This window comes from Collinsella sp. TM05-37 (assembly GCF_003436455.1).
Taxonomy (GTDB): Bacteria; Actinomycetota; Coriobacteriia; order Coriobacteriales; family Coriobacteriaceae; genus Collinsella.
The window spans coordinates 59,945-80,465 of sequence record NZ_QSPN01000002.1 but is presented as its reverse complement, the minus strand read 5'-3'; the positions used below and the strand labels follow the sequence as shown (position 1 = coordinate 80,465).

Genomic DNA, 20,521 nt, shown 5'->3' with positions numbered 1-20,521 from the left:
AATGCGTATCTACAACAGCGCTACCCATAAAAAGGAAGAGTTCCAGCCCATCGAGTCCGGCAAGGTCCGCATGTACGTGTGCGGCCCCACGGTCTACGACAACATCCACATCGGCAATGCCCGCACGTTCATCAGCTTTGACGTGATTCGTCGCTGGCTCATCGCGAGCGGCTACGAGGTCACGTTCGCCCAGAACCTCACCGATGTCGATGACAAGATCATCAAGCGCGCCAACGAGCAGGGCCGAACGGCCGCCGAGGTCGCGACGGAGTTCTCTGACAAGTTCATCGGCGTCATGCGCGCCGCCAACGTGCTCGATCCCGATGTGCGCCCCCGCGCCACCAAGGAGATCGGCCCCATGATCGCCATGATCAAGACGCTTATCGAGCAGGGCCACGCTTACGCCGCCGATAACGGCGATGTGTACTTTGCCGTGCGCAGCGATCCCAACTATGGCCAGGTCTCGGGCCGCAACATCGATGACCTTATGGTTGGTGCGCGCATCGAGGAGAACGAGGACAAGAACGACCCGCTCGACTTTGCCCTGTGGAAGGCCGCCAAGCCCGGCGAGCCCAGCTGGCCGAGCCCCTGGGGCGAGGGCCGTCCCGGCTGGCACACCGAGTGCGCCGCCATGGTGCACCGCTACCTGGGCACCCCGATCGACATCCACGGCGGCGGCTCCGATCTTGCCTTCCCGCATCACGAGAACGAGTGCGCCCAGGCCACTTGCGCCTGGCACCAGGGTTTCTCCAACACCTGGATGCACACGGGCATGCTGCTGGTAGACGGCGAGAAGATGTCCAAGTCGCTCGGTAACTTCTTTACGCTGGCCGAGGTGCTCGAGCAGCACTCCGCTGCCGCTCTGCGCCTGCTGATGCTGCAGACGAGCTATCGCTCGCCGCTCGACTTTTCTTGGGAGCGCCTGGAGGGTGCCGAGAACTCGCTCACGCGTATCGCCGGTACGGTCGAGAACCTGCGCTGGGCCGCGAACCATGCGACGGCCGATGCCGATGAGGCAGCATCCGAGGCGTTTGCCGCCAAGGCCGCCGAGACCCGTGCCACCTTTAAGGAGTGCATGGACGACGACTTTAACACCGCTGGTGCCATGGGTGCCGTCTTTGGCTTTGTGACCGAGTGCAACCAGTACCTGGAGCAGGCGGGCGACGCTGCCGACAAGGCCGCCGCGCTTGCCGCCGCCGATACGCTGGTCGAGCTGCTCGATACGTTTGGCGTTGAGCTCCCCGAGCCCAAGGTCGAGCTGCCGCTGGGTCTGCTAGGCGTTGCCGCCGGCCTGGTCGCCTACACGGGCGACGATGTGGACGAGGCCGCTGCCAAGATTCTCGAGGCCCGCGCCGAGGCCCGCGCCGCCAAGAACTGGGATCTGGCAGATGCCATCCGCGATCAGCTCAAGGACCTGGGTCTGACGATCGAAGATACTGCAGCTGGCACCCGTATCAAGACTCTCTAATCCCTGCGGGTTTCCCAAGCACCCGACCTTGCCGTTCAAACCGTCGCTCGCGTACTCAAGTACGCGTCGCTCCTCTTTCACGGCCATCTCGGACACTTGGAAAACCCGTGCCGACCGCCCGAGCCACGGCACCTTGCCTTTCAATCGTCGGGCATGACCTCAAGGTCTATGCCCTCCTCTTTCAAGGCAATCTGCCGCACCTCGGGCGGTCGGTCTATTTGTTTCGTTTGATAGTTGTATTTAGGAGGTCGCTTTATGGCCGACAATCGCAAGCGTGCGCCTCGTGGTGGCAAACAGGCTGCTTCTGGCTCGCGCCCGATTCGCCGCAATGACCGCGCTGCCGCTTCCAAGGGCCAGCGCGAGCGCTCCCAAGCCCAGGCTGCGCGTCCGCAGCGAAATCGCAACCGCGACAACATTCAGGTCCCCAAGGGCGAGTTTATCGAAGGTCGCCGTGCTGCCGCCGAGGCCCTGCGCACCGGCTTTCCCGTCAAGTGCGCGCTCATCGCCGAGGGCGGGGAGCGCGATGCTGCCTTGTCGCGCCTGGTCGACGATCTCAACGCCGCGGGTGTCCGCATTAAGTATGTGCCGCGCGCGCAGCTCGATGCGCTGTCGAGCCATGGCGCTCACCAGGGCATTGCGCTCGAGGTGGGCAACTTCCCCTATGCCGATGTTGCCGATATCCTCGACCGCGCGGGCGAGGGTCCGGCTCTTGTCGTCGTGCTCGACCACGTGACCGACGACGGTAACTTTGGCGCCATCGTGCGCTCTGCCGAGGTCGTGGGCGCGGCGGGCGTCATCATTGCCAACAAGCGCGCCGCCGGTGTGACCGTCGGCAGCTACAAGACCTCTGCCGGCGCCGTTATGCATCTGCCCATCGCACAGGTTCCCAACATCGCTCGAGCGCTCGACGACCTCAAGGCCGCCGGCTTTTGGGTGGGCGGTGCTTCCGAGCACGCCGAGGGCAGCTGCTGGGATGCTCCCTTCGAGGGCCGCGTTGCGCTCGTCATGGGCTCCGAGGGCGACGGCATCTCGCGCCTGGTGCTTGAGAAATGCGACTTTTTGACCAAGCTTCCCCAGCGCGGCATGACCGAGAGTCTCAATGTTGCCCAGGCGACCACTGCGCTGTGCTTTGAGTGGTTGCGCCGCAATGCCGGCGAGCTCATGGGGGAGGAGTAGCGCATGTCCAAGAAGAACCGCGCCAAGTCCAAGGCCAAGCGCTTTGGCGAGGGCTCGGCCAAGCCGATCGTTTCGGCCGCGACCTATGGTGTGGGCGGCAATGCGTTTGCGCAGGCCATCGCCGATCCGGTCTCGACGGTGCACTCCAATAAGCCCGAGCTGCTGGTGGTCGACGGCTACAACGTGATTCACTGCACGCCGCGCTACGAAAAGCTCGTCTACGACCATTCCGACGATCCATATTCCAGCGACGTCCACGATATGGCTCGTACTGCGCTTATCAACGATGTCGCGGCGTTTGCCCAGGGCCGTTACGAGGCCGTGATCGTGTTCGACGGCGCGGGCAACATCTCCAACGAGCGCCCCAACCTACCGGCCCGCGGCGTGCGCATCGAGTTCTCGCCGACGGGCGTCTCTGCCGATACCGTGGTGCAGAAGCTCTGCATCGAGGCACGCGAGGAAGGCCGCGCGTGCTCCGTGGTATCGAGTGACGGCACGATCCAGGCTGTCGTCATGGGGAAGGGCGTCACGCGCATCTCGAGCCGTATGCTGGTGGACGAGATCAAACAGATTGATAACGACGTTTACGAGGCCGAGGAGGCCCCGCAGATCAAGATGACTCTGGGCAGCCGCCTGAGTCCCGATGCCCTGGCCAAGCTTAAGGCCCTGCGCGGACGGTAGGGGATTATCCATAGAGACCCGTTTCCCAATTGGCCGGCCCGTTGATTTGTAATCAATGGACTGTGGGTTGCCGTCGCCAAAACGAATAGTTTTTGGTTTTGGCGAACGGATAAAACTATTCGTTCTGGCGAATAGTTTTGAGATGTGGTCGGTCGAAGGGCCTGTTGCGCCCCGTCTTCAATTCCTTTATCCTTAACAGGCTTCGCGCGAAAGCGCCAAGTGTGCCAGTGTGGCGCAACGGTAGCGCAACTGATTTGTAATCAGTGGGTTGCAGGTTCGATTCCTGTCACTGGCTCCATGAGAGTTTCGGGCTCTGTTCCTTATGGGACAGGGCCCGTTTCTAGTTAGGTGGTGCGCCATCGGGTTAGCGCCCATCCCGTTTTTGGTTTGTCTCGTCCTCCAGTTTGTCTAAATCTGTAACACCAAGACCGATATTCGGCATCTAACTGTTACAGATTGAGATGAAACTTAGGGTGTTTTAGGAATATCTTGATCTGTAACATGTAGAAGCGGAATAGGCCTCTTGCTGTTACAGATCGAGACAAGGGCGGGCGCGGATCTGGATGTCCTGCTCGAGCGTGGATTTCTGGACAGGCGAGCGAAGAAAATCTCCCGACCGGAGAACGAGCGTGGATAATTAACTTGGATAGGGAGCTAAGGTAAACACCGATTGTCTATCGACGGCTTTAGAAACAACGACCCCGATTTCATTGTGGAATCGGGGTCGTTTGTGCTTCAGGAATCCGAATGGATTAATCGAGCTCCTAAGGAACTTCTTGGGTTCTTGCTAATGGTCTGCCGAGGATGTCCCCAATGCAAACAGCGGGCATCTACTCAATATAGCTGGGGTTCTTCTTGATGATCACGCGTGCAGCGATGAAGGAGACGACGATGGCGATGATGGCGACAACGCATGCCAGCACGAAGTTGCCCATGGACCCATCGGGAGCGATAAAGATGAGTGCCGAAAGAAGGCCGGGGCATGCTCCCGCAACATACTCTTTCAGAACAAAGATGCCTGCAGGGAGTCCAGCGCAGAGCGCGCCGATTGCCGTTCCGACAAGCAGGCGGGGACGCTCGATGAGGCAACCGTAGAACGCGGGCTCGGTTACGCCACAGAGTGCGGTGACGGCAACCGTGGTGACCATACCCCTCTTCTCTTTGTTTCCCTTCATGGCAGTTGCCAGGGCGAGGCTCGTGCCGCCAATGCAGAGGTTCGAGATGAATCCAAAGATAATGGGTGCCCAACCGAGCTGCGCCAGGCTCGTAACTTCGATTGCGATGTAAGCCTTATCGAGACCGAGCATGACGAAATAGGGGTTAAGGGCTGCCAGGATCGGAGTAGCGATAAATGCCACGTTGTCCATAAGCCACGTGACGGCATCGCTCAGCGCGTAGCCCATCATGCTGCCGGCGGGGCCAAGGATAATCAGCTCGACGGGCACGACGATGATCATGGTGAGCAGCGGCTTCAAGAACAGTTTGGTAACGTCGGGAATGATCTTCTGAAGGCCGCGGTCGACAAAGTACATGAATACAACGCCCAGTACGATGGGCACTACCGTACTCGAATAGTCGTTTGTCGGGATGGGAATACCAAGAAAGTCGAGACCCTCGGCACCGCTAATGGACGAGCTGATCATGAACGCGCCCAACAATGCGCCCATGATGGGCTGCATCTTCATGACGGCTGCGAGCTGATAACCAAGATAAACGGGTAAGAAGCTAAACGAAGCGCTAAAGATCGCCAACAGGACCTGGGCGGTTCCGCTATCGGTGCTCAATCCGCAATAATTGACCAGGAGATTCTTGATCGAAAGAATGAGTCCGCCAACGATGAGCGCCGGGACGATGGGCATGAATACCTGTGCAGAGACGTTCCCGAATTTCTCAATCAAGCCCATGGCGGTGTTACCGCTTTTAATGCCTTCTGCAAGGTCTTTGGCGGTTTGGGCATCGTCGGCAACCGTGCCACCGCCGACTTCGATTCCCGCGAAGTCGAGGAAGTCGTTGTAAGCCTCGGTGACGTTGGGGCCGATGATCACCTGAAGCTGGCCACCGCTGACTACTGCCCCGAGCGCCTGATCGGCCGATTTGGCGAGCTGGAGATCGATGATCGAGGTGTCTCGTGCGTCGATGCGAAGGCGCGTCGCACAATGAGTTACCGATGTAATGTTCTCTTTGCCGCCAACAGCCTTTAGGACTGTTTCGGACATTGCCTGATATTTCATCTCTTTCTCCTAACCTTCCTGCTCCTGATACTTCGAGATAAGGTCTCGGTACCAATACCAGCTCTTTTTGGGGGTGCGCTTCAGATTGTTCTCGAAGTCGATATGGACAAGTCCGTATCGTTTTTCGTAGCCGTTGATCCAGCTATACAGATCCATCGTCGACCAGAGGTAGTAGCCCTCAACGCGCGCGCCGTCGCGCTTAGCCCTCATCATGTGCTCGATGAACTGGCCCAGAAGCTCGATGCGGTCATCATCGTGGATCATTCCGTCTGCGTCTGGTTGCTCATAGGCGCCATGTCCGTTTTCCGTAATAAAGATGCGGGGCGCGTCATAGCGCTCGTGGACATCCATGATGGTTGAATACATGCAACCTGGGAGTATTTCGCGGCCCCATTTATTGCGGGGAACATTGCTGTCGCGGGCGCTTTCAAACAAGGGCGCAATGCATTTTCCTTCGACCTTTTTGCTCGAACCGCCCTTATTGTTCGCCGAAACGGCAAGCTCTCCACCGTGCCAGTCGGTTACATACTCTCGGCAATACACGTTGAGTCCAATAAAATCGACTTTACCGTCTCTGAATTCTTCTACGTCATTTGGGGATCGATAGAGCGAGACGCCAAGTTTTTCAAGGATTTCGTCCATTTCTGGCGGCAGTTGACCCTGAAGCGCTGGTGCCAGAATCATGCGATTGGCGAAAAAGTCTGCGTATCGAAATACGTCATCAGGTTGCTCGGTTGCCGGGTCGAGTTCGACAACGCCGCCATCGTGGACGGCGCCGATGATGCCGTCGTAGCCCATTTGACGATATGTTCGGACTGCGAGTGCGCTTGCGCGCATCAGGTTGTACTGAAACTGCATGTACGACTGAACGTCGAGCGATCGATTGGGGGGATAGTTGCCCAACATGTTTACGCAGTAGCTGTAGAAATGCGGCTCGTTAACGGTAGCCCAGATTTTGACGCGGTCTCCAAAGCGCTCAAAGCAAATCTTGGCGTATTTGCAGAACCACTCTGCCATGTCGTTGTTCAGCCATCCGCCTTTGCAAGCAAGCGTGAATGGTAGATCGTAATGGAACAGCGTAACGTTGGGCTCTATGCCATTTTCGAGGCAACAATCAATGACCCGATTATAAAAATCGATGCCCTCTTCATTCACTTCGCCGATACCCGTGGGGATGATTCGACTCCATGAAAGAGAGAAGCGATAGGTGTTTTGTCCGCCTTCTTTCATCATGCGGATATCTTCTTCATAGCGATGGTAGAAGTCGCAAGATACATCACCGTCAACATGGTTGATGTTCTTATTGCTTGTGTGGCTAAAGAAATCCCACTCGCCAAGGCCTTTGCCGTCTTCGTTCCAGGCACCCTCGCACTGATAAGACGCTGTGGCGGAACCCCAGAGAAACGGCATGTTGTTCACGTTGCCCATGAATCCCCTTTCCATCATTCAACACGGTGGATACGTGTGGCGGAATTACGATTAAGATGACGTCAACTGATTTGAATCATAGGAGAACGACCAAAGCTGTTTGATTCAATAAATGAACCATGATTTCGAGGAGAGCGGAAAGAGGGATCATGTGAATATCAATGACTTCGATGTGCTCAATCGCATTAGCTCCATCATCAACAGCGAGTTTGGGTCAAACGATGCCGCCATCGCTCGATATCTCATCGCTCACATTAGGCGTTCGAGCGAAATCAATGTTGCCGCTATAACCCGCGATGCATTCGTGACCCGTTCCGCTGTTCGTCGTTTCTGCAATCGATTGGGCTACCAGTCTCTTAGCGATTTGAAAGAATCATTTACTCAATCAGTCTTTCCAAGCGACTTAAGCCATCGAGAGGAGGAATTTGGCTACGAGGAGTACAGGGCAGAGCTCGACGTTCGCATGATCGAGATGTTCGCTGAGGTTGAAAGCGGCGTGTCCGATATCGCTATTAAGCACCTTGCCGACGAAATTGATGGCCATAAAAACGTTGAAATCTGGTGCACCAATAATGTGAGCGCCAATCTCGTACGATTTCAGCAGGAAATGTTTTATGCGGGCAAGATAGTTCGCATAGTTGCTGGGGCTAACGTCGCGGAATTGAAAAACATGGGAGACGCTTCGCAGTCATTGATAATTCTCGTATCGGTCTCCGGGCTATTTGCGTCACAGGCGCGTGAGTATCTTGATTGCCGTTCGGGCAGGAAGATTCTAATTACTGCGTTTAGCAACGATGACAAATCGAGCTCTTTTGACCGTGTATATCGTCTTGGTAATGCGGGAAACGGAATTGACCGACTCGGCGTTTATTCGAAATATGCCATGACTTATTTCTTCGACTTGCTATCGTCGTGTTACTTGAGTCGCTACCCCTGCACCAAGGGGGAGCCGCTCTATGGGTCTACTTTGGCCTGGCCCGAGTAGTTCGGCTCTATAGTTCTCCCGCTTAGTGAATGATCGTGGAAAATCTGCCACTTTGGCCTTGGAGACACGCCAAAAGTGGGAGATTGTCCACGCTCGATTTCAAACGGAAGAAAATCCACGATCGAATCTGCCGCGGAAGCCCGATCTCGACCTATATATAGGTGTAAATAAGCCGGTATCGAAGGTCGATGCTGTAGGCGTACTCCACTACGCCAAAGTGTTACCTTGGGAAATGTCACCTCTGTATCCAAAACCACTGTCCTTCACATCCAAACTCAATAAAACCGCAGGTCACGGCTATATAGATACGCCCGGAACCGTGTATCTAGAGGTTTTCGTTGACAGCCCCCAAGGTTGCATCGTATTATCTTTTTCGTTCGCGGGGGCGGCGGTCCAAAAGACCAAAGAACCTGCGGATACTTGAACGATTGGGAGTTTGCCCGAGTGGTTAATGGGGACGGGCTGTAAACCCGTTGGCTCTGCCTACATAGGTTCGAATCCTATAGCTCCCACCCGTCAAGTGCCTGTATAGCTCAGTCGGTAGAGCACTTCGTTGGTAACGAAGAGGTCACCAGTTCAAGTCTGGTTGCAGGCTCCATCCGGCGGTGTAGCTCAGTTGGTTAGAGCACACGGTTCATACCCGTGGCGTCACTGGTTCGAATCCAGTCACCGCTACCATAGGTAACACGGTGGCTTCTCAATAGTATGTTGAGAGGCCACTATGGTATAAAGGCAAAGTCCCGTCCGGGGACGACCTGTTTAGAGGAGGGCTTTATGGCCAAAGAGAAGTTTGAGCGCACTAAGCCGCATGTTAACATCGGCACCATTGGTCACGTCGACCACGGCAAGACCACGCTGACCGCTGCCATCACCAAGGTTCTCTCCGAGACCGAGGGCTGCAAGGCTGACTTCACTGCGTTCGAGAACATCGACAAGGCTCCCGAGGAGCGCGAGCGCGGCATTACGATCTCCGTCTCCCACGTCGAGTACGAGACTGCTGCCCGTCACTACGCTCACGTTGACTGCCCGGGCCACGCTGACTACGTCAAGAACATGATCTCCGGTGCTGCTCAGATGGACGGCGCTATCCTGGTCATCGCCGCTACCGACGGCCCCATGGCTCAGACCCGCGAACACATCCTGCTCGCCCGTCAGGTCGGCGTTCCCTACATCGTCGTCTTCCTGAACAAGTGCGACATGGTTGACGATGACGAGCTCATCGACCTCGTCGAGATGGAGACCCGTGAGCTCCTCTCCGAGTACGATTTCCCCGGCGACGACATCCCCGTCATCCGTGGTTCCGCTCTGGGCGCTCTCGAGGGCGACGCCAAGTGGATGGACGCTATCCGCGAGCTCATGAACGCCGTCGACGAGTACATCCCGACGCCTGCTCGTAACAACGACCTCCCGTTCCTGATGGCCGTTGAGGACGTTATGACCATCTCCGGCCGTGGTACCGTTGCTACCGGCCGTGTCGAGCGCGGTGAGCTCAAGCTCAACGAGCCCGTCGAGATCGTCGGCATCAAGGATACCCAGAACACCGTCGTTACCGGTATCGAGATGTTCCGTAAGTCCATGGACTTCTGCGAGGCTGGCGACAACGTCGGTCTGCTGCTCCGCGGCATCAAGCGCGAGGACATCGAGCGCGGCCAGGTTCTCTGCAAGCCCGGTTCGGTTACCCCGCACACCAAGTTCACCGGTGAGATCTACGTTCTGACCAAGGAGGAGGGCGGCCGTCACACCCCGTTCTTCGATGGTTATCGTCCTCAGTTCTACTTCCGTACCACCGACGTTACCGGTACGGTCAAGCTCCCCGAGGGCACCGAGATGGCTATGCCTGGTGACCACATCACCATCGAGGGCGACCTCATCCACCCGATCGCCATGGAGGAGGGCCTGCGCTTCGCTATCCGCGAGGGTGGCCACACCGTCGGTTCGGGCATCGTCTCCACGATCATTGAGTAAATTAGCTCTCTGATATAGTTGACTTAGAGAACCCGGCACTTATATGGGTGCCGGGTTCTTTTCTGCAATGGATATTGAGCCGTTGCTGGTGTCGAGAGGATCGATAATGGTCCTGGATGCACCGTCGATTAGCTTTCGATGGCTTCATTGATGTGTTCCTAATATGAATGGATCCACCGAGAACCAATTGACTCGAGGTTTTCATTGACAGCACTTACGTGGAGCTGATAAAGTAACAACTCGTGCCCGTACGGGGCGGAAATGAAAGGTTCAGGATACATGCGTACTCTAGTTACTCTTGCGTGCACTGAGTGCAAGCGCCGCAACTATACGACCACCAAGAACAAGTCGACCATGCCTGATCGTATGGAGATCAAGAAGTATTGCCCCTGGTGCCGTCACCACACGCTGCACAAAGAGACTCGCTAGTCTCTAGTCATATACGCCAGTAGTTCAATTGGTAGAGCATCGGTCTCCAAAACCGAGTGTTGAGGGTTCGAGTCCTTCCTGGCGTGCCAGTCATTATTCCGTAAGCTCCCAGTTGGGGGCTTACGGTTTACTCATGTATAAGCGCATTGCGCGGAGGTAACCCAAATGGCCAACAAGAAGAACAAGAAGAAGGCACAGCAGCAGGCGCCTGCCAACAACGCTGCCGCCAACTCCAAGGTTGAGGCCAAGAAGGCCGTTGCCAAGAAGAGCGAGAAGGCTGCGAAGTCTAAGAAGAACGAGAAGCCTGGTTTCTTCGCCCGCACCAAGAAGTATTTCGCTTCGGTGAAGTCCGAGATGAAGCGTGTCACGTGGCCCGATAAGAAGGAGCTCGTGAACTACTCGGTCGTCGTTTGCGCTTCTCTGATCGTCGTCGGCGTCGTCATCGCTCTGCTCGATGCTGGCTTTGGCGAGGCTCTTGCTCTGTTCTCTGGATTGAGGGGCTAAACCATGTCTAAGCGTTGGTACGTCGTTCACACTTACTCTGGATACGAGAACCGCGTTAAGTCCGATCTCGAGCATCGCATCGAGACTATGGGCATGCAGGACCGTATCTTTGATATCGAGATTCCTATGGAGCGCGTCACCGAGATTAAAGAGGGTGGCAAGCGTGAGACCAAGGATTCCAAGATCTTCCCGGGTTATGTCCTGGTCCGCATGGAGATGGATGACGATGCTTGGACGTGCGTTCGTAACACGCCTGGCGTCACCGGTTTCCTGGGCGGCAACGGCAAGCCCGCTCCGCTTTCCCGCGACGAGTACAACAAGATGACTCGTCGTCCCGGTAAGGGTGATTCGCCCAAGCGCACCTCGGTTGATATTCAGGTCGGCACGTCCGTCCGCGTCACCGATGGCCCGCTTACCGACTTTGATGGCAAGGTCTCCGAGGTTAACACCGAGGCTGGCAAGCTCAAGGTCACGCTGATGATCTTTGGCCGCGAGACGCCGGTCGAGCTCGACTTTAACCAGGTCGCTGTCATCGCTTAAGTTTTCGTACGTTCGCGCGAGCGTGCTTCTTCTGTGACTGCTCATCTCAGGAGTGCTTCTAACACGTGCGTGCTTACGATATAGCAAGTACTTCACACTCGTGATTCGAAAGGAATGACCATGGCTGAGAAGAAGGTTGCCAACGTCATTAAGCTCCAGATTCCTGCTGGTGCAGCTAACCCCGCTCCTCCCGTCGGCCCCGCCCTGGGCGCTGCTGGCGTGAACATCATGCAGTTCTGCCAGGCCTTTAACGCCGAGACGCAGGACAAGAAGGGCGACATCATCCCCGTTGAGATTTCTGTCTACGAGGACAAGTCCTTCTCCTTCATCACCAAGACCCCGCCGGCGGCTCACCTCATCAAGAAGGAGCTGAACCTCAAGTCTGGTTCCGCTAAGCCTCAGGCCGACAAGGTCGGTCAGCTCTCCCAGGAGCAGCTCACCAAGATCGCCGAGATCAAGATGCCGGACCTCAATGCCAACGACATTGACGCCGCCAAGAAGATCATCGCCGGTACCGCCCGTTCCATGGGCGTCACCATCGCTGAGTAGCGATTTCTTTAGGTAATGACGGGTGCTCCGACCGGGGCGACCGTTATATGTGTGCAATAGGGCACACGATACGATGTGGGAGGGCTCACGCCCGTTTAACCACAGGAGGTAATGCACATGGCTAAGCATGGTAAGAGCTATAACGCCGCTGCCGAGAAGATCGACCGCGCCACGCTCTACACCCCCCTTCAGGCTGCCAAGCTCATCAAGGAGCTCGACACCGCCAAGTTCGACGAGACCGTCGAGGCCCACTTCCGTCTGGGCATCGATACTCGTAAGGCTGACCAGAACATCCGTGGTTCCATCTCCCTGCCCCACGGCACCGGCAAGACCGTTCGTGTTGCCGTCTTCGCCGAGGGCGAGAAGGCCCGCGAGGCCGAGGCCGCCGGCGCCGACATCATCGGTTCCGACGAGCTCGTCGCCCAGATCCAGAAGGGCGAGATCAACTTCGACGCCGCTATCGCTACGCCGAACATGATGGCCAAGGTTGGCCGCATCGGTAAGATCCTTGGTCCCCGTGGCCTTATGCCGAACCCCAAGCTCGGCACCGTGACCATGGACGTCGCCAAGATGGTCTCCGAGCTCAAGGCCGGCCGCGTTGAGTATCGCGCTGACCGCTACGGCATCTGCCACGTGCCCCTGGGCAAGAAGTCCTTCTCTGAGCAGCAGCTCGTTGAGAACTACGCTGCCCTGTACACCGAGATCCTGCGCGTCAAGCCCTCTTCTGCTAAGGGCAAGTACGTCAAGTCCATCTCCGTGTCTTCCACCATGGGCCCTGGCGTCAAGGTCGATCCCGCTGTCCAGCGTGACTTCCTGGCTGAGTAACTGCTAGTTACTGCCTGAGCAAAGCAAGCATTGCTAAAGAAACCCGGTTCTGCCCTGCGCAGGACCGGGTTTCTTGCTATCGCGTCAAAACCACCACAAAGGGGACAGTGTCCCCTTTGTGGCGGTTACCAGGGGGTTCTGGCGGTCGAGGACTCGATGGCCTCGTGGCGTTTGAGCTCGCGGCGCATGGTTTGCGAATTGAGCCAGGCTGCCTGCCAGCCACGGATGGGGTAGCGCGTCTGGTCGAGCTCAAACTGCGTATAGCCGCAGGCGTTGATGATCGTCGTTCCACACACATGCTGCCGCTCGCGCTGAAAATCGTAACCGTAGCTTTGGTGTACATGCCCATGCACCATGTAGTCGGCCCCCCAGGACTCAAGCGCCGTGTTAAAGCACTCAAACCCTCGATGCGGCAGATCGTCCAGATCACCCATACCGGCGGCGGGTGCATGGGTAAGCAGAATGTCGCACCCGCCGACCATCCTAACCTTACGCGACAGCTTACGCATGCGCTTGGACATCTCGCGTTCGGTGTACATGTTGGCGCCGTCGCGATAACGCATGGACCCGCCAAGGCCCGCAATGCGAATCCCTCGGTACGTGTACACGCTGTCTTCCACGCAGATACATCCGCCCGGTGCATGACGTGCGTAGCGGTCATCGTGATTGCCGCGCACGTAGATGAGCGGTTTGTTGATGACCGTAACCAAAAACTCAAGATAGTCCGGGTCCAGATCGCCGGCGGACAAAATCAGGTCGACACCCTCAAAGCGTTCCTTGCGAAAGCACTCCCAAAGGCATCGTTCTTCGGTATCGGCTATGGCAAGGATTTTCATAGGGCAGGGACTTTCGGCTCATCGTCGAGCTGCGGAATGGTGCCCACCACGTTGTCCGCCAGCCAATTCATCTCGACAATCTGCGTGCTCGGCAGCGGAGGGAAGCCTTCGATCTGTACCACGCCGTTCTGGCTGTGGAGCTCGCCGCCAAAGGGGTTGATGGAGCCCTCGACAATGCCGTTGCGGAGCAACTGCACGAGTTTGCGCGTCTGGTAGGGTAGGCCCGGAGCGTAACGGATGTCGATAACGCCGGAACTCATTCCGTACCAGTAGTTGACGGCGCGCACTTGGTTGTCGTCGCTGGTCTCGTCCCACGTGCCGTGCAGAAGGCTGCGAACGATAAGCTCGTAGTATCGGCCCCAGTTCCAGACCGGCATGGCGATGCCGACGACCTTGCCATCGACCAGGCGATGGAGTCCGTAGGCCGTAGGGTCTACGAGCGACTTTGACATGTCAGCGCCGGTCATGACGCTCACGCCTTCGCGACACATGGCTTCGGCAAGACCTCCAGCGGGCACATCGCCCCAGGTCAGGATAATTTGCGCACGGGGGTCGAGCAGCGAGGCGCCAATCGCAAAGGCGTTGATCTCGCTGAGTGCGCCCGAGGCGAAGACCGACGCGTGGTAGCCGATGCGGTGGTTGTCCGCCATGCTGGCGGCAAGGGCGCCCAGGAGGAACTTGGCCTCGTACATCTTGCCAAAGTACGAACGGACGCTTTGGTGGGGAAGGCCGATAGAGCAGTTAAGGAACCGCACCTGGGGATACTCAACGGCAGCTCTGAGCGTGTATTCCATCAGGCGGTGCGAGGTCGAGAAGATGACGTTAGCTCCATGTTTGACAGCCGTTTCCACGGCGGCGTAGAACACATCCGGATTATGACAGTCCTCGAACGCCTCGGTGCGCACGATACCGCCAAAGTGCTCATCGAGATACTGACGCCCTTGGTCGTGCAGGCTGTCCCAGCTCGACGTCGCACAGGGGAACTCATGGATAAAGGCGATGCGCAGGGGGCTGGCCGCCGAGTAGACGGTCTTGCCCATAAAGAAGTTGAGCACGCCGGAGGTGGACTTGGCGGGCGCCTCTTCCTCATCGACACTCGGTGCCTCGACAAGATCGACCTTCTCCTCATCACTTTTGCCGGCAATGACCAACTCGCGCCAAATCTTGCACAGGCGGTTTACGACGATATCCGTCGGCGTATCCAGCAGGCGGTCCTGGTTGTACACATTGAGGTAGACGAGCATAGCGTCGGCGGGCGTAATGTCCAGATGGTCGCCGCCGGCGCGCAGGTAGGCGCGCTTAAAGAGCAGGAAGGTGTGGCGCAGGTAGTCGACCTTTTTCTGCGGCCATTTTTCGATAAGGTTCTGACCGAGCATCTTGGCGAGCGTTTCGTAGCTTCCCTCACGCGAGAACTCGATCTCGTATAGGGGGCAGACGCGCCAAAACGCGCAGAACTCGCCATAGAGGCGGCTTTCGACGGAATCCCATTTTCCGGGGTAGAGGCGGGTGACCTTGGCCGAAACCGTCGGGGCGTCCAGGAATTTGAGGACGCTGACGCGCTTGTTGCCCTCTTGGACGTAGAACCGATGCATGAACTCGGTGACGATGATGGGGTCGCGATAGCCCTCGGTTACCTGGATGTCGTAGAGGTTGGACCACTTGCGGGCGAACTCGGTGCTAAATGGCAACAGGGGCATAAAGTTGCACGAAAAGGCAGACTGACGGCCCTTGGTAACCGTGCCGACGACCATTTCGAGCGGAATATCCCGCAGGCCGACGCTCTCTCGCTGACCTAAGGGGAGCTGGGCAACCAAGCTGTCGAGGTCCGTAAGGTACGGGTGCTCGCTTTGGCTGATGGCGCGACGGCGTCCCTGCTCGCCGCGCTTGCGTGCTTGACGATAGGCCTCTTCCATGGTGTCTACTCCCTTAGTCGTTTAAACAACGATATGAACCATGGTACCACGATGCGAAACTACCACAAAGGTGCCTGTCCCCTTTGTGGTAGTTTAGGCGATGATGGGGGCGATGGCACGAATGCAGGCGTCGGTTGCCGTGAAGGTGGTGCTATCGTCGCTGACGATAAAGATGATTTTGCCCTTGACGCCAAAGTCGCCGATCTCGCTAAAGAGCACGTACGGCTCCTTGTCAAAGCCAGAGATGGGAAGCACCGCGGCCTTGGTGGCGTCGGTAAGCTCATCTGCCAGCGCGTCCAGCGAGGCCCACTTAGACGTGTCCTTTACGGCAACGGGCACGGCCACACGCCCAAAGGGCATCAGATGCACGAGCGTGTTCTTGGAGATGTTGGAGTTGGGCACAATGATGGTCTGCCCGCAGGCATCCTCGATGGTCGTGTGGCGCCAGGTGATGTCTTGGATCACGCCCGACACGCCGCCGACCTCGATATTGTCGCCGGGCTTGATGATGCCCATGAAGGTCACCTGCATACCGCCGATAAGGTTCGACAGCGTGTCCTGAAAGCCGAGCGAGATGGCGATGCCGCCGACGCCAAGAGCGGCGACGAGGGCGTTTGCGTTGATGCCAAAACAGTTGTCTAGGATAAAGCTGCCGCCGATCATCCAGATGACGGCGCGCGCGATGTTGATGAAGATGCTCGATGCTGGGAGCGGGTTATCATCGCGGTTAAGCAGGTGGTGCAGGGTCTTGGACGCGATTTTGGCGGCAACGGCGGTGCCGATGGCCAAGATACCGGCCCAGATGATGTTGTGGACCCATCGTTGTGCAAAGAAATGAAGAATTGGCTCAAACAATTCCATGTAGGGAAACCTCCTCATGATCATCCAACCATGATACCCACCAAGAAGCCCGTCCGATCAAATTCGGACGGGCTTCTGTGCTCGATATAAGGTTTACGCGGCGGGGCTGCAAGGCCCGGCGGTGTAGCTTAGCGTCGACGCTTCCAGATAATGCCGAGAATGATGATGACGATACCGCCGATGAGGCATGCGCCGATCACGGCTAGCGTGCGGTCTCCCGTTGCGGCGAGCTTGCCGGTCGTCTTCTTGGTGATGACCTTCGTGGTCGTCGCGTCCGTCTTAGGCGAGGGTTCAGGCGTCGGGGCCGGTGTGGGCGTGGGGTCCACGGCAGCGGAGCCAAAGCTGATGGTGCCCGCGAGCGAGGCCATCTTGCTCTCCCAGCCGTTCTGCCCAATTAGCGCCCTTAGCGCTGACTCGCAGGTACCCCACTCGGTGTGCTTGGTGGCGTTTGCGAAGGTGGGGAAGTCGGTCGTGTTGGTGATGATGTAGTTGTTGGTGGCGACGGTGTAGGTCTTGGCGGGGTCGAGCGTGCTGCCATCCTTGGTGAGCGTGGCGCTCACGATGCGCTTGCCTTCGGGCTGCGTCCAATCGATTGTCACGTTGATTCCGCCGAAGGAAAGGACGCTGCCGGAGTCGTCGCGCCACTTGTACATGTCTTGCGCCTCCTGCTCGGTGTGGCCGGCCGCTACGTAGGCTTGCTGAAGCTCGTAGCTGTGATTGCACTCGTCGCTGATCTGCAGCGAGTGCTCGAGCGCTGCCAGGAAGTCCGCACCGGTCATGGTCCAGGTCTCCACGGTGTTGCCGTAGGGCGAGATAGCGATGACGTTGCCTGCGGTCACATCGCCTGCAGCGATGCCGCCGCGGATGCCACCCGCGTTCTCGATGGCAAGGTCTGCGCCCGTCAGGTCAAGATAGGAGCCGCAGATCACATGGCCGATGGTCTGGGCCTTGGTGGTGTCGCCCTCCTTGCTGGGGCGGAAATCGGTGGTGCGCACCATTTCCCAGCCGTGCGTGCCAGATGCGTTCTCGCCGTAGAAATAATTGGTAGAGCTCGTGCCGATCACCTCGCTCGATGCGGCGCTAAAGGCATCGTCGAGCGGCTTGATCTTGTTGTCGTGGACCTCATCAAGGATGCTCTGATAGGTGGAGCCCTTGTTGGGATCGGTCAAAAGAACGTTTACATCCTTGGCGGTATAGAGCTTCTCGTCGCTTTTGTCTGCGTATACTGCCACCGTGTCATCGTCGGTGCTTTCGGTGCCCTTGGTGTCGTACTCGTAGGGGACGGAAAGCAGTCCCACCTCGGCAAAGGCGCTGCCCGCCTCGACGACGCGGACCGACTTGCCGTCAGCCCCCGTCACGTTTTCGTCTAAGTTGATGTGCTCGTGGCCCGCGACCAGAGCATCGACGCCATTGAGCTGTGCGGCAAAGGTCTTGGCGTTGAGCGTGTGCGCGATGCAGACGATAACGTTGCAGTCCTCGTCCTCGCGCAGTCGCTTGGCCTCGGCATTGATGGCGTCCACCGCACCCGAGAACGACGTGCCCTCGATCAGGTCCGCGCGCAGCGAGGAGCCCAGCGACTCATCCATGGCTCCGACGACACCGACCTTAATCTTGTAATCAAACGTGGAACTGCCCTCGTCGTCCTTCCAAGTGCGGTTGAGCGTCTTGGTGATGCTCGAGCTCCATACGCCGCTCGTAGACTTCGCGTTCGCGCAGAGCATGGCGAAGGGCGTGCCGGTGGTGCTGTAGCCGGTCATGGTGCGGAGCTTGTCTGCGCCATAGCTCCAGTCGTGGTTGCCCGGTGTGTTCGCATCGTAGCCGTCGGCGTAGAAGGTGTCCATGAGCTCGGCGATGCTCTTGCCCTCGCTCATGGTGGCAAAGGACTGCCCGTGGAAGGTGTCGCCTGCATCGAGCAAAAGATCTGGGCCGTTGCCCTGGGCGCTGTAGAGAACCGCCAGTCCGTCAAAGCCCACAGTGCCCGCGTTGTAGCTGTACTTGTAGCTGCCGTGGATATCGTTGGTGTGCATGACGGTCACAGAGCCGTCAATAGCGGCGGGCAGGTTCCCCGCGAAAGCGAGGCTTGGGATGCCTGCGAGCGAGCCGGCAAACAACGCGGCGGCTAACGCAAGGCGGGGGAGTCTTTTCATGGCAGTTTCCTTAGTCCTTAGCCAGAAAGTCTGGTTGAATATCGGATTATCGACATAATATGCGAAAACCGCCGCAAGGGCGTCTGTCCCTTTGCGGCGGTTTTGACGTTTGCGCAGATAAAACCTGCCAAAATAAACCTGTCCCTTTTTGGTAGGTTTAGCTCAGCAGCATGCGGTCGTTGGCGAGCTCGCCGCCCGAGATCTCCTCGAACTTCTGCAGCAGGTCGGCCACGGTGAGCGACTTCTTCTCGTCGCCGGCCACGTCGTAGATCACATGGCCCTCGTGCATCATGATCAGACGGTTGCCCAGACGGATGGCGTCGTTCATGTTGTGCGTGACCATGAGCGTGGTCAGGCGGTTCTCGTCGACGATCTCCTCGGTCAGGCTGAGCACCTTAGAGGCCGTCTTGGGGTCGAGGGCCGCCGTGTGCTCGTCGAGCAGCAGCAGGCGCGGCTTGGTGAGCGTGGCCATCAGCAGGGTGAGTGCCTGACGCTGGCCGCCCGAGAGCAGGCCGACCTTGGCGTTGAGGCGTGTGTCCAGGCCAAGGTCCAGGCGCTTGAGCAGCTCAACGTACTCGTCCTTCTCGGCCTTGGTGACGCCCCACGAAAGGCCGCGACGCTGGCCGCGACGCTTGGCGAGGGCCAGGTTCTCGGCGATCTGCATATCGGCAGCGGTGCCGCGCATGGGGTCCTGAAACACGCGGCCCAGGTACTTGGCGCGCTGCGACTCGCTCAGACGCGAGATGTCGGTGCCGTCGAGCTCGATAACGCCCGAATCGAGCGGATACACGCCGGCGATCATATTGAGCAGCGTGGACTTGCCGGCGCCGTTGCCGCCAATCACGGTTACAAAGTCGCCGTCATTCAGGGTGAGGTCGACGCCGGTGAGCGCGCGCTTCTCGGTGACGGTGCCCTTGTTAAAGGTCTTCTTGACGTGCGAGAGCTTAAGCATCTGCCTCATCTCCCTTCGTGTAGGAGCTGCGGAGCTTATAGCGCTCCCAAACCACAGGCACGCACAGGGCCACGGCGACAATCACGGCGGAGAGCAGCTTCATGTCGTTGGCGTCCATGCCCAGCTGCAGCACGATGGCGCGGATAAGGAAGTACACCACGGAGCCAAAGACGGCGGAGGCAAGACGGACGCTAAACTGCGTGAGACCGCCGGGCAGCAGGCGACCGAGCACCTCGCCGATGACGATGGCGGCAAGACCGATAACGATGGCGCCGGTGCCCATGCCAATGTCGGCATACTTCTGGCTCTGGCAGATGAGCGCACCCGAAAGGCCAATGAGGGCGTTGGAGAGCACGAGGGCGATCATTTTGGTGGTGTTGGTGTTAACGCCCAGGGCGCGGATCATGTACTCGTTGTTGCCGGTGGCACGCAGCGCCGAGCCGATCTCGGTGCCAAAGAACCAGTACAGGATGGCGACGATGGCCACGGCCAGCACAATGCCTAGGATAATGGCAACAGTGGACTGCGGCAGGCCCGTCATGTTGCTGACGGATGAGAAGATAGTGCCCTTGGCAAGGATGGGCGTGTTGGACTTGCCCATGATGCGCAGGTTGATGGACCACAGACTGATCTGCGTAAGGATTCCGGCGAGGATTGCGGGAATCTCAAAGACGGTGGTCAAGATGCCCGTGACGGCGCCCGCGATGGCGCCGGCGCACATGCCGGCCAGCACGGCGAGCAAGGGGTCGACGTTATTGTTGACGATGAGCACGGCGCAGACACAGCCGCCGAGGGCAAAGCTGCCGTCGCAGGTCATATCGGGGATGTCGAGCAGGCGGAACGTGATAAACACGCCAAGCACCATAATGCCCCAGAGGACGCCCTGCGAAACGGCGCCCTGCAATGCAATGAGCATGCTTCATACCTCCTAGGATAGGGTGGACACGTGATTTTCCATAATAGCGGTACCAATGCATAAAAGAGCTGCGGACGGATGTTTTGTCTCATCCGAAACAAGCAGGGCGAACGCC

At 58.0% G+C, this 20,521-nt stretch carries 18 protein-coding genes and 5 tRNA genes; 15 read left to right on the top strand and 8 right to left on the bottom strand.

Going from position 1 to position 20,521, the window contains the following annotated elements:
- The first annotated feature begins 1 nt into the window (after nucleotide 1).
- The 4 genes from cysS to DXD48_RS02100 all read left to right on the top strand — a co-directional run bounded on the left by cysS (nucleotide 2) and on the right by DXD48_RS02100 (nucleotide 3,623).
- Nucleotides 2-1,468, top strand: coding sequence for a cysteine--tRNA ligase (gene cysS, locus DXD48_RS02115; RefSeq protein ID WP_117563796.1), 1,467 nt, complete (start codon nucleotides 2-4; stop codon nucleotides 1,466-1,468).
- A gap of 255 nt (nucleotides 1,469-1,723) precedes the next feature.
- Nucleotides 1,724-2,644, top strand: coding sequence for a 23S rRNA (guanosine(2251)-2'-O)-methyltransferase RlmB (gene rlmB / locus DXD48_RS02110; protein ID WP_117563795.1), 921 nt, complete (start codon nucleotides 1,724-1,726; stop codon nucleotides 2,642-2,644).
- A gap of 3 nt (nucleotides 2,645-2,647) precedes the next feature.
- Entirely contained in the window at nucleotides 2,648-3,325 is a 678-nt protein-coding gene (locus DXD48_RS02105) for an NYN domain-containing protein (RefSeq protein ID WP_117563794.1), read from the top strand.
- A gap of 223 nt (nucleotides 3,326-3,548) precedes the next feature.
- Nucleotides 3,549-3,623, top strand: a tRNA-Thr gene (locus DXD48_RS02100).
- Between the two features lie 532 nt (nucleotides 3,624-4,155).
- Here DXD48_RS02100 and DXD48_RS02095 read toward each other — a convergent pair.
- A complete protein-coding gene (locus DXD48_RS02095; protein WP_117563793.1) occupies nucleotides 4,156-5,556 on the bottom strand; it encodes a PTS transporter subunit EIIC in 1,401 nt (466 codons plus the stop codon).
- A gap of 9 nt (nucleotides 5,557-5,565) precedes the next feature.
- A complete protein-coding gene (locus DXD48_RS02090; protein ID WP_117563792.1) occupies nucleotides 5,566-6,984 on the bottom strand; it encodes a glycoside hydrolase family 1 protein in 1,419 nt (472 codons plus the stop codon).
- 151 nt (nucleotides 6,985-7,135) lie between these two features.
- On the opposite strand from DXD48_RS02090, the gene DXD48_RS02085 reads away from it, so the two are divergent.
- The 11 genes from DXD48_RS02085 to rplA all read left to right on the top strand — a co-directional run bounded on the left by DXD48_RS02085 (nucleotide 7,136) and on the right by rplA (nucleotide 12,781).
- A complete protein-coding gene (locus DXD48_RS02085; RefSeq protein WP_158548907.1) occupies nucleotides 7,136-7,969 on the top strand; it encodes a MurR/RpiR family transcriptional regulator in 834 nt (277 codons plus the stop codon).
- Nucleotides 7,970-8,399: 430 nt separating this feature from the next.
- Nucleotides 8,400-8,481, top strand: a tRNA-Tyr gene (locus DXD48_RS02080).
- 10 nt (nucleotides 8,482-8,491) lie between these two features.
- Nucleotides 8,492-8,567: transfer RNA gene (locus tag DXD48_RS02075), tRNA-Thr, on the top strand.
- A 3-nt stretch (nucleotides 8,568-8,570) separates the two neighbouring features.
- Nucleotides 8,571-8,647, top strand: a tRNA-Met gene (locus tag DXD48_RS02070).
- A gap of 96 nt (nucleotides 8,648-8,743) precedes the next feature.
- On the top strand, nucleotides 8,744-9,934 hold the full coding sequence (gene tuf / locus DXD48_RS02065; protein ID WP_117563790.1) for an elongation factor Tu: 1,191 nt from the start codon (nucleotides 8,744-8,746) through the stop codon (nucleotides 9,932-9,934).
- Nucleotides 9,935-10,213: 279 nt separating this feature from the next.
- The gene (gene rpmG, locus DXD48_RS02060; protein WP_022093895.1) at nucleotides 10,214-10,363 is read left to right on the top strand and encodes a 50S ribosomal protein L33; all 150 of its coding nucleotides are present in this window, start codon (nucleotides 10,214-10,216) and stop codon (nucleotides 10,361-10,363) included.
- A 13-nt stretch (nucleotides 10,364-10,376) separates the two neighbouring features.
- Nucleotides 10,377-10,452: transfer RNA gene (locus tag DXD48_RS02055), tRNA-Trp, on the top strand.
- Between the two features lie 76 nt (nucleotides 10,453-10,528).
- On the top strand, nucleotides 10,529-10,867 hold the full coding sequence (secE, locus tag DXD48_RS02050; RefSeq protein ID WP_089572519.1) for a preprotein translocase subunit SecE: 339 nt from the start codon (nucleotides 10,529-10,531) through the stop codon (nucleotides 10,865-10,867).
- A 3-nt stretch (nucleotides 10,868-10,870) separates the two neighbouring features.
- A complete protein-coding gene (nusG, locus tag DXD48_RS02045; RefSeq protein WP_006234984.1) occupies nucleotides 10,871-11,407 on the top strand; it encodes a transcription termination/antitermination protein NusG in 537 nt (178 codons plus the stop codon).
- A gap of 120 nt (nucleotides 11,408-11,527) precedes the next feature.
- On the top strand, nucleotides 11,528-11,956 hold the full coding sequence (gene rplK / locus DXD48_RS02040) for a 50S ribosomal protein L11 (RefSeq protein ID WP_022093893.1): 429 nt from the start codon (nucleotides 11,528-11,530) through the stop codon (nucleotides 11,954-11,956).
- Between the two features lie 117 nt (nucleotides 11,957-12,073).
- A complete protein-coding gene (gene rplA / locus DXD48_RS02035; protein ID WP_022093892.1) occupies nucleotides 12,074-12,781 on the top strand; it encodes a 50S ribosomal protein L1 in 708 nt (235 codons plus the stop codon).
- A gap of 125 nt (nucleotides 12,782-12,906) precedes the next feature.
- On the opposite strand, the gene DXD48_RS02030 is transcribed toward rplA, so the two are convergent.
- The 6 genes from DXD48_RS02030 to DXD48_RS02005 form a co-directional block, all read right to left on the bottom strand.
- Nucleotides 12,907-13,617 carry a metallophosphoesterase gene (locus DXD48_RS02030; RefSeq protein WP_117563789.1) on the bottom strand — a complete coding sequence of 237 codons (711 nt, stop codon included), beginning with the start codon at nucleotides 13,615-13,617 and terminating at the stop codon, nucleotides 12,907-12,909.
- Nucleotides 13,614-15,530 (bottom strand): BMP family ABC transporter substrate-binding protein, encoded by a 1,917-nt coding sequence (locus DXD48_RS02025; protein WP_117563788.1) that lies wholly within the window; start codon nucleotides 15,528-15,530, stop codon nucleotides 13,614-13,616. The genes DXD48_RS02030 and DXD48_RS02025 overlap by 4 nt, the downstream gene beginning before the upstream one ends.
- Nucleotides 15,531-15,623: 93 nt before the next feature.
- Nucleotides 15,624-16,391, bottom strand: a complete 768-nt coding sequence (locus DXD48_RS02020; RefSeq protein WP_117563787.1) for a mechanosensitive ion channel family protein — start codon at nucleotides 16,389-16,391, stop codon at nucleotides 15,624-15,626.
- A gap of 128 nt (nucleotides 16,392-16,519) precedes the next feature.
- A complete protein-coding gene (locus tag DXD48_RS02015) occupies nucleotides 16,520-18,538 on the bottom strand; it encodes a bifunctional UDP-sugar hydrolase/5'-nucleotidase (protein WP_117563786.1) in 2,019 nt (672 codons plus the stop codon).
- A 157-nt stretch (nucleotides 18,539-18,695) separates the two neighbouring features.
- Nucleotides 18,696-19,490 carry an ABC transporter ATP-binding protein gene (locus DXD48_RS02010; RefSeq protein WP_117563785.1) on the bottom strand — a complete coding sequence of 265 codons (795 nt, stop codon included), beginning with the start codon at nucleotides 19,488-19,490 and terminating at the stop codon, nucleotides 18,696-18,698.
- Nucleotides 19,483-20,406, bottom strand: a complete 924-nt coding sequence (locus DXD48_RS02005; protein ID WP_099432089.1) for an ABC transporter permease — start codon at nucleotides 20,404-20,406, stop codon at nucleotides 19,483-19,485. The genes DXD48_RS02010 and DXD48_RS02005 overlap by 8 nt, the downstream gene beginning before the upstream one ends.
- Between the last annotated feature and the right edge of the window lie 115 nt (nucleotides 20,407-20,521).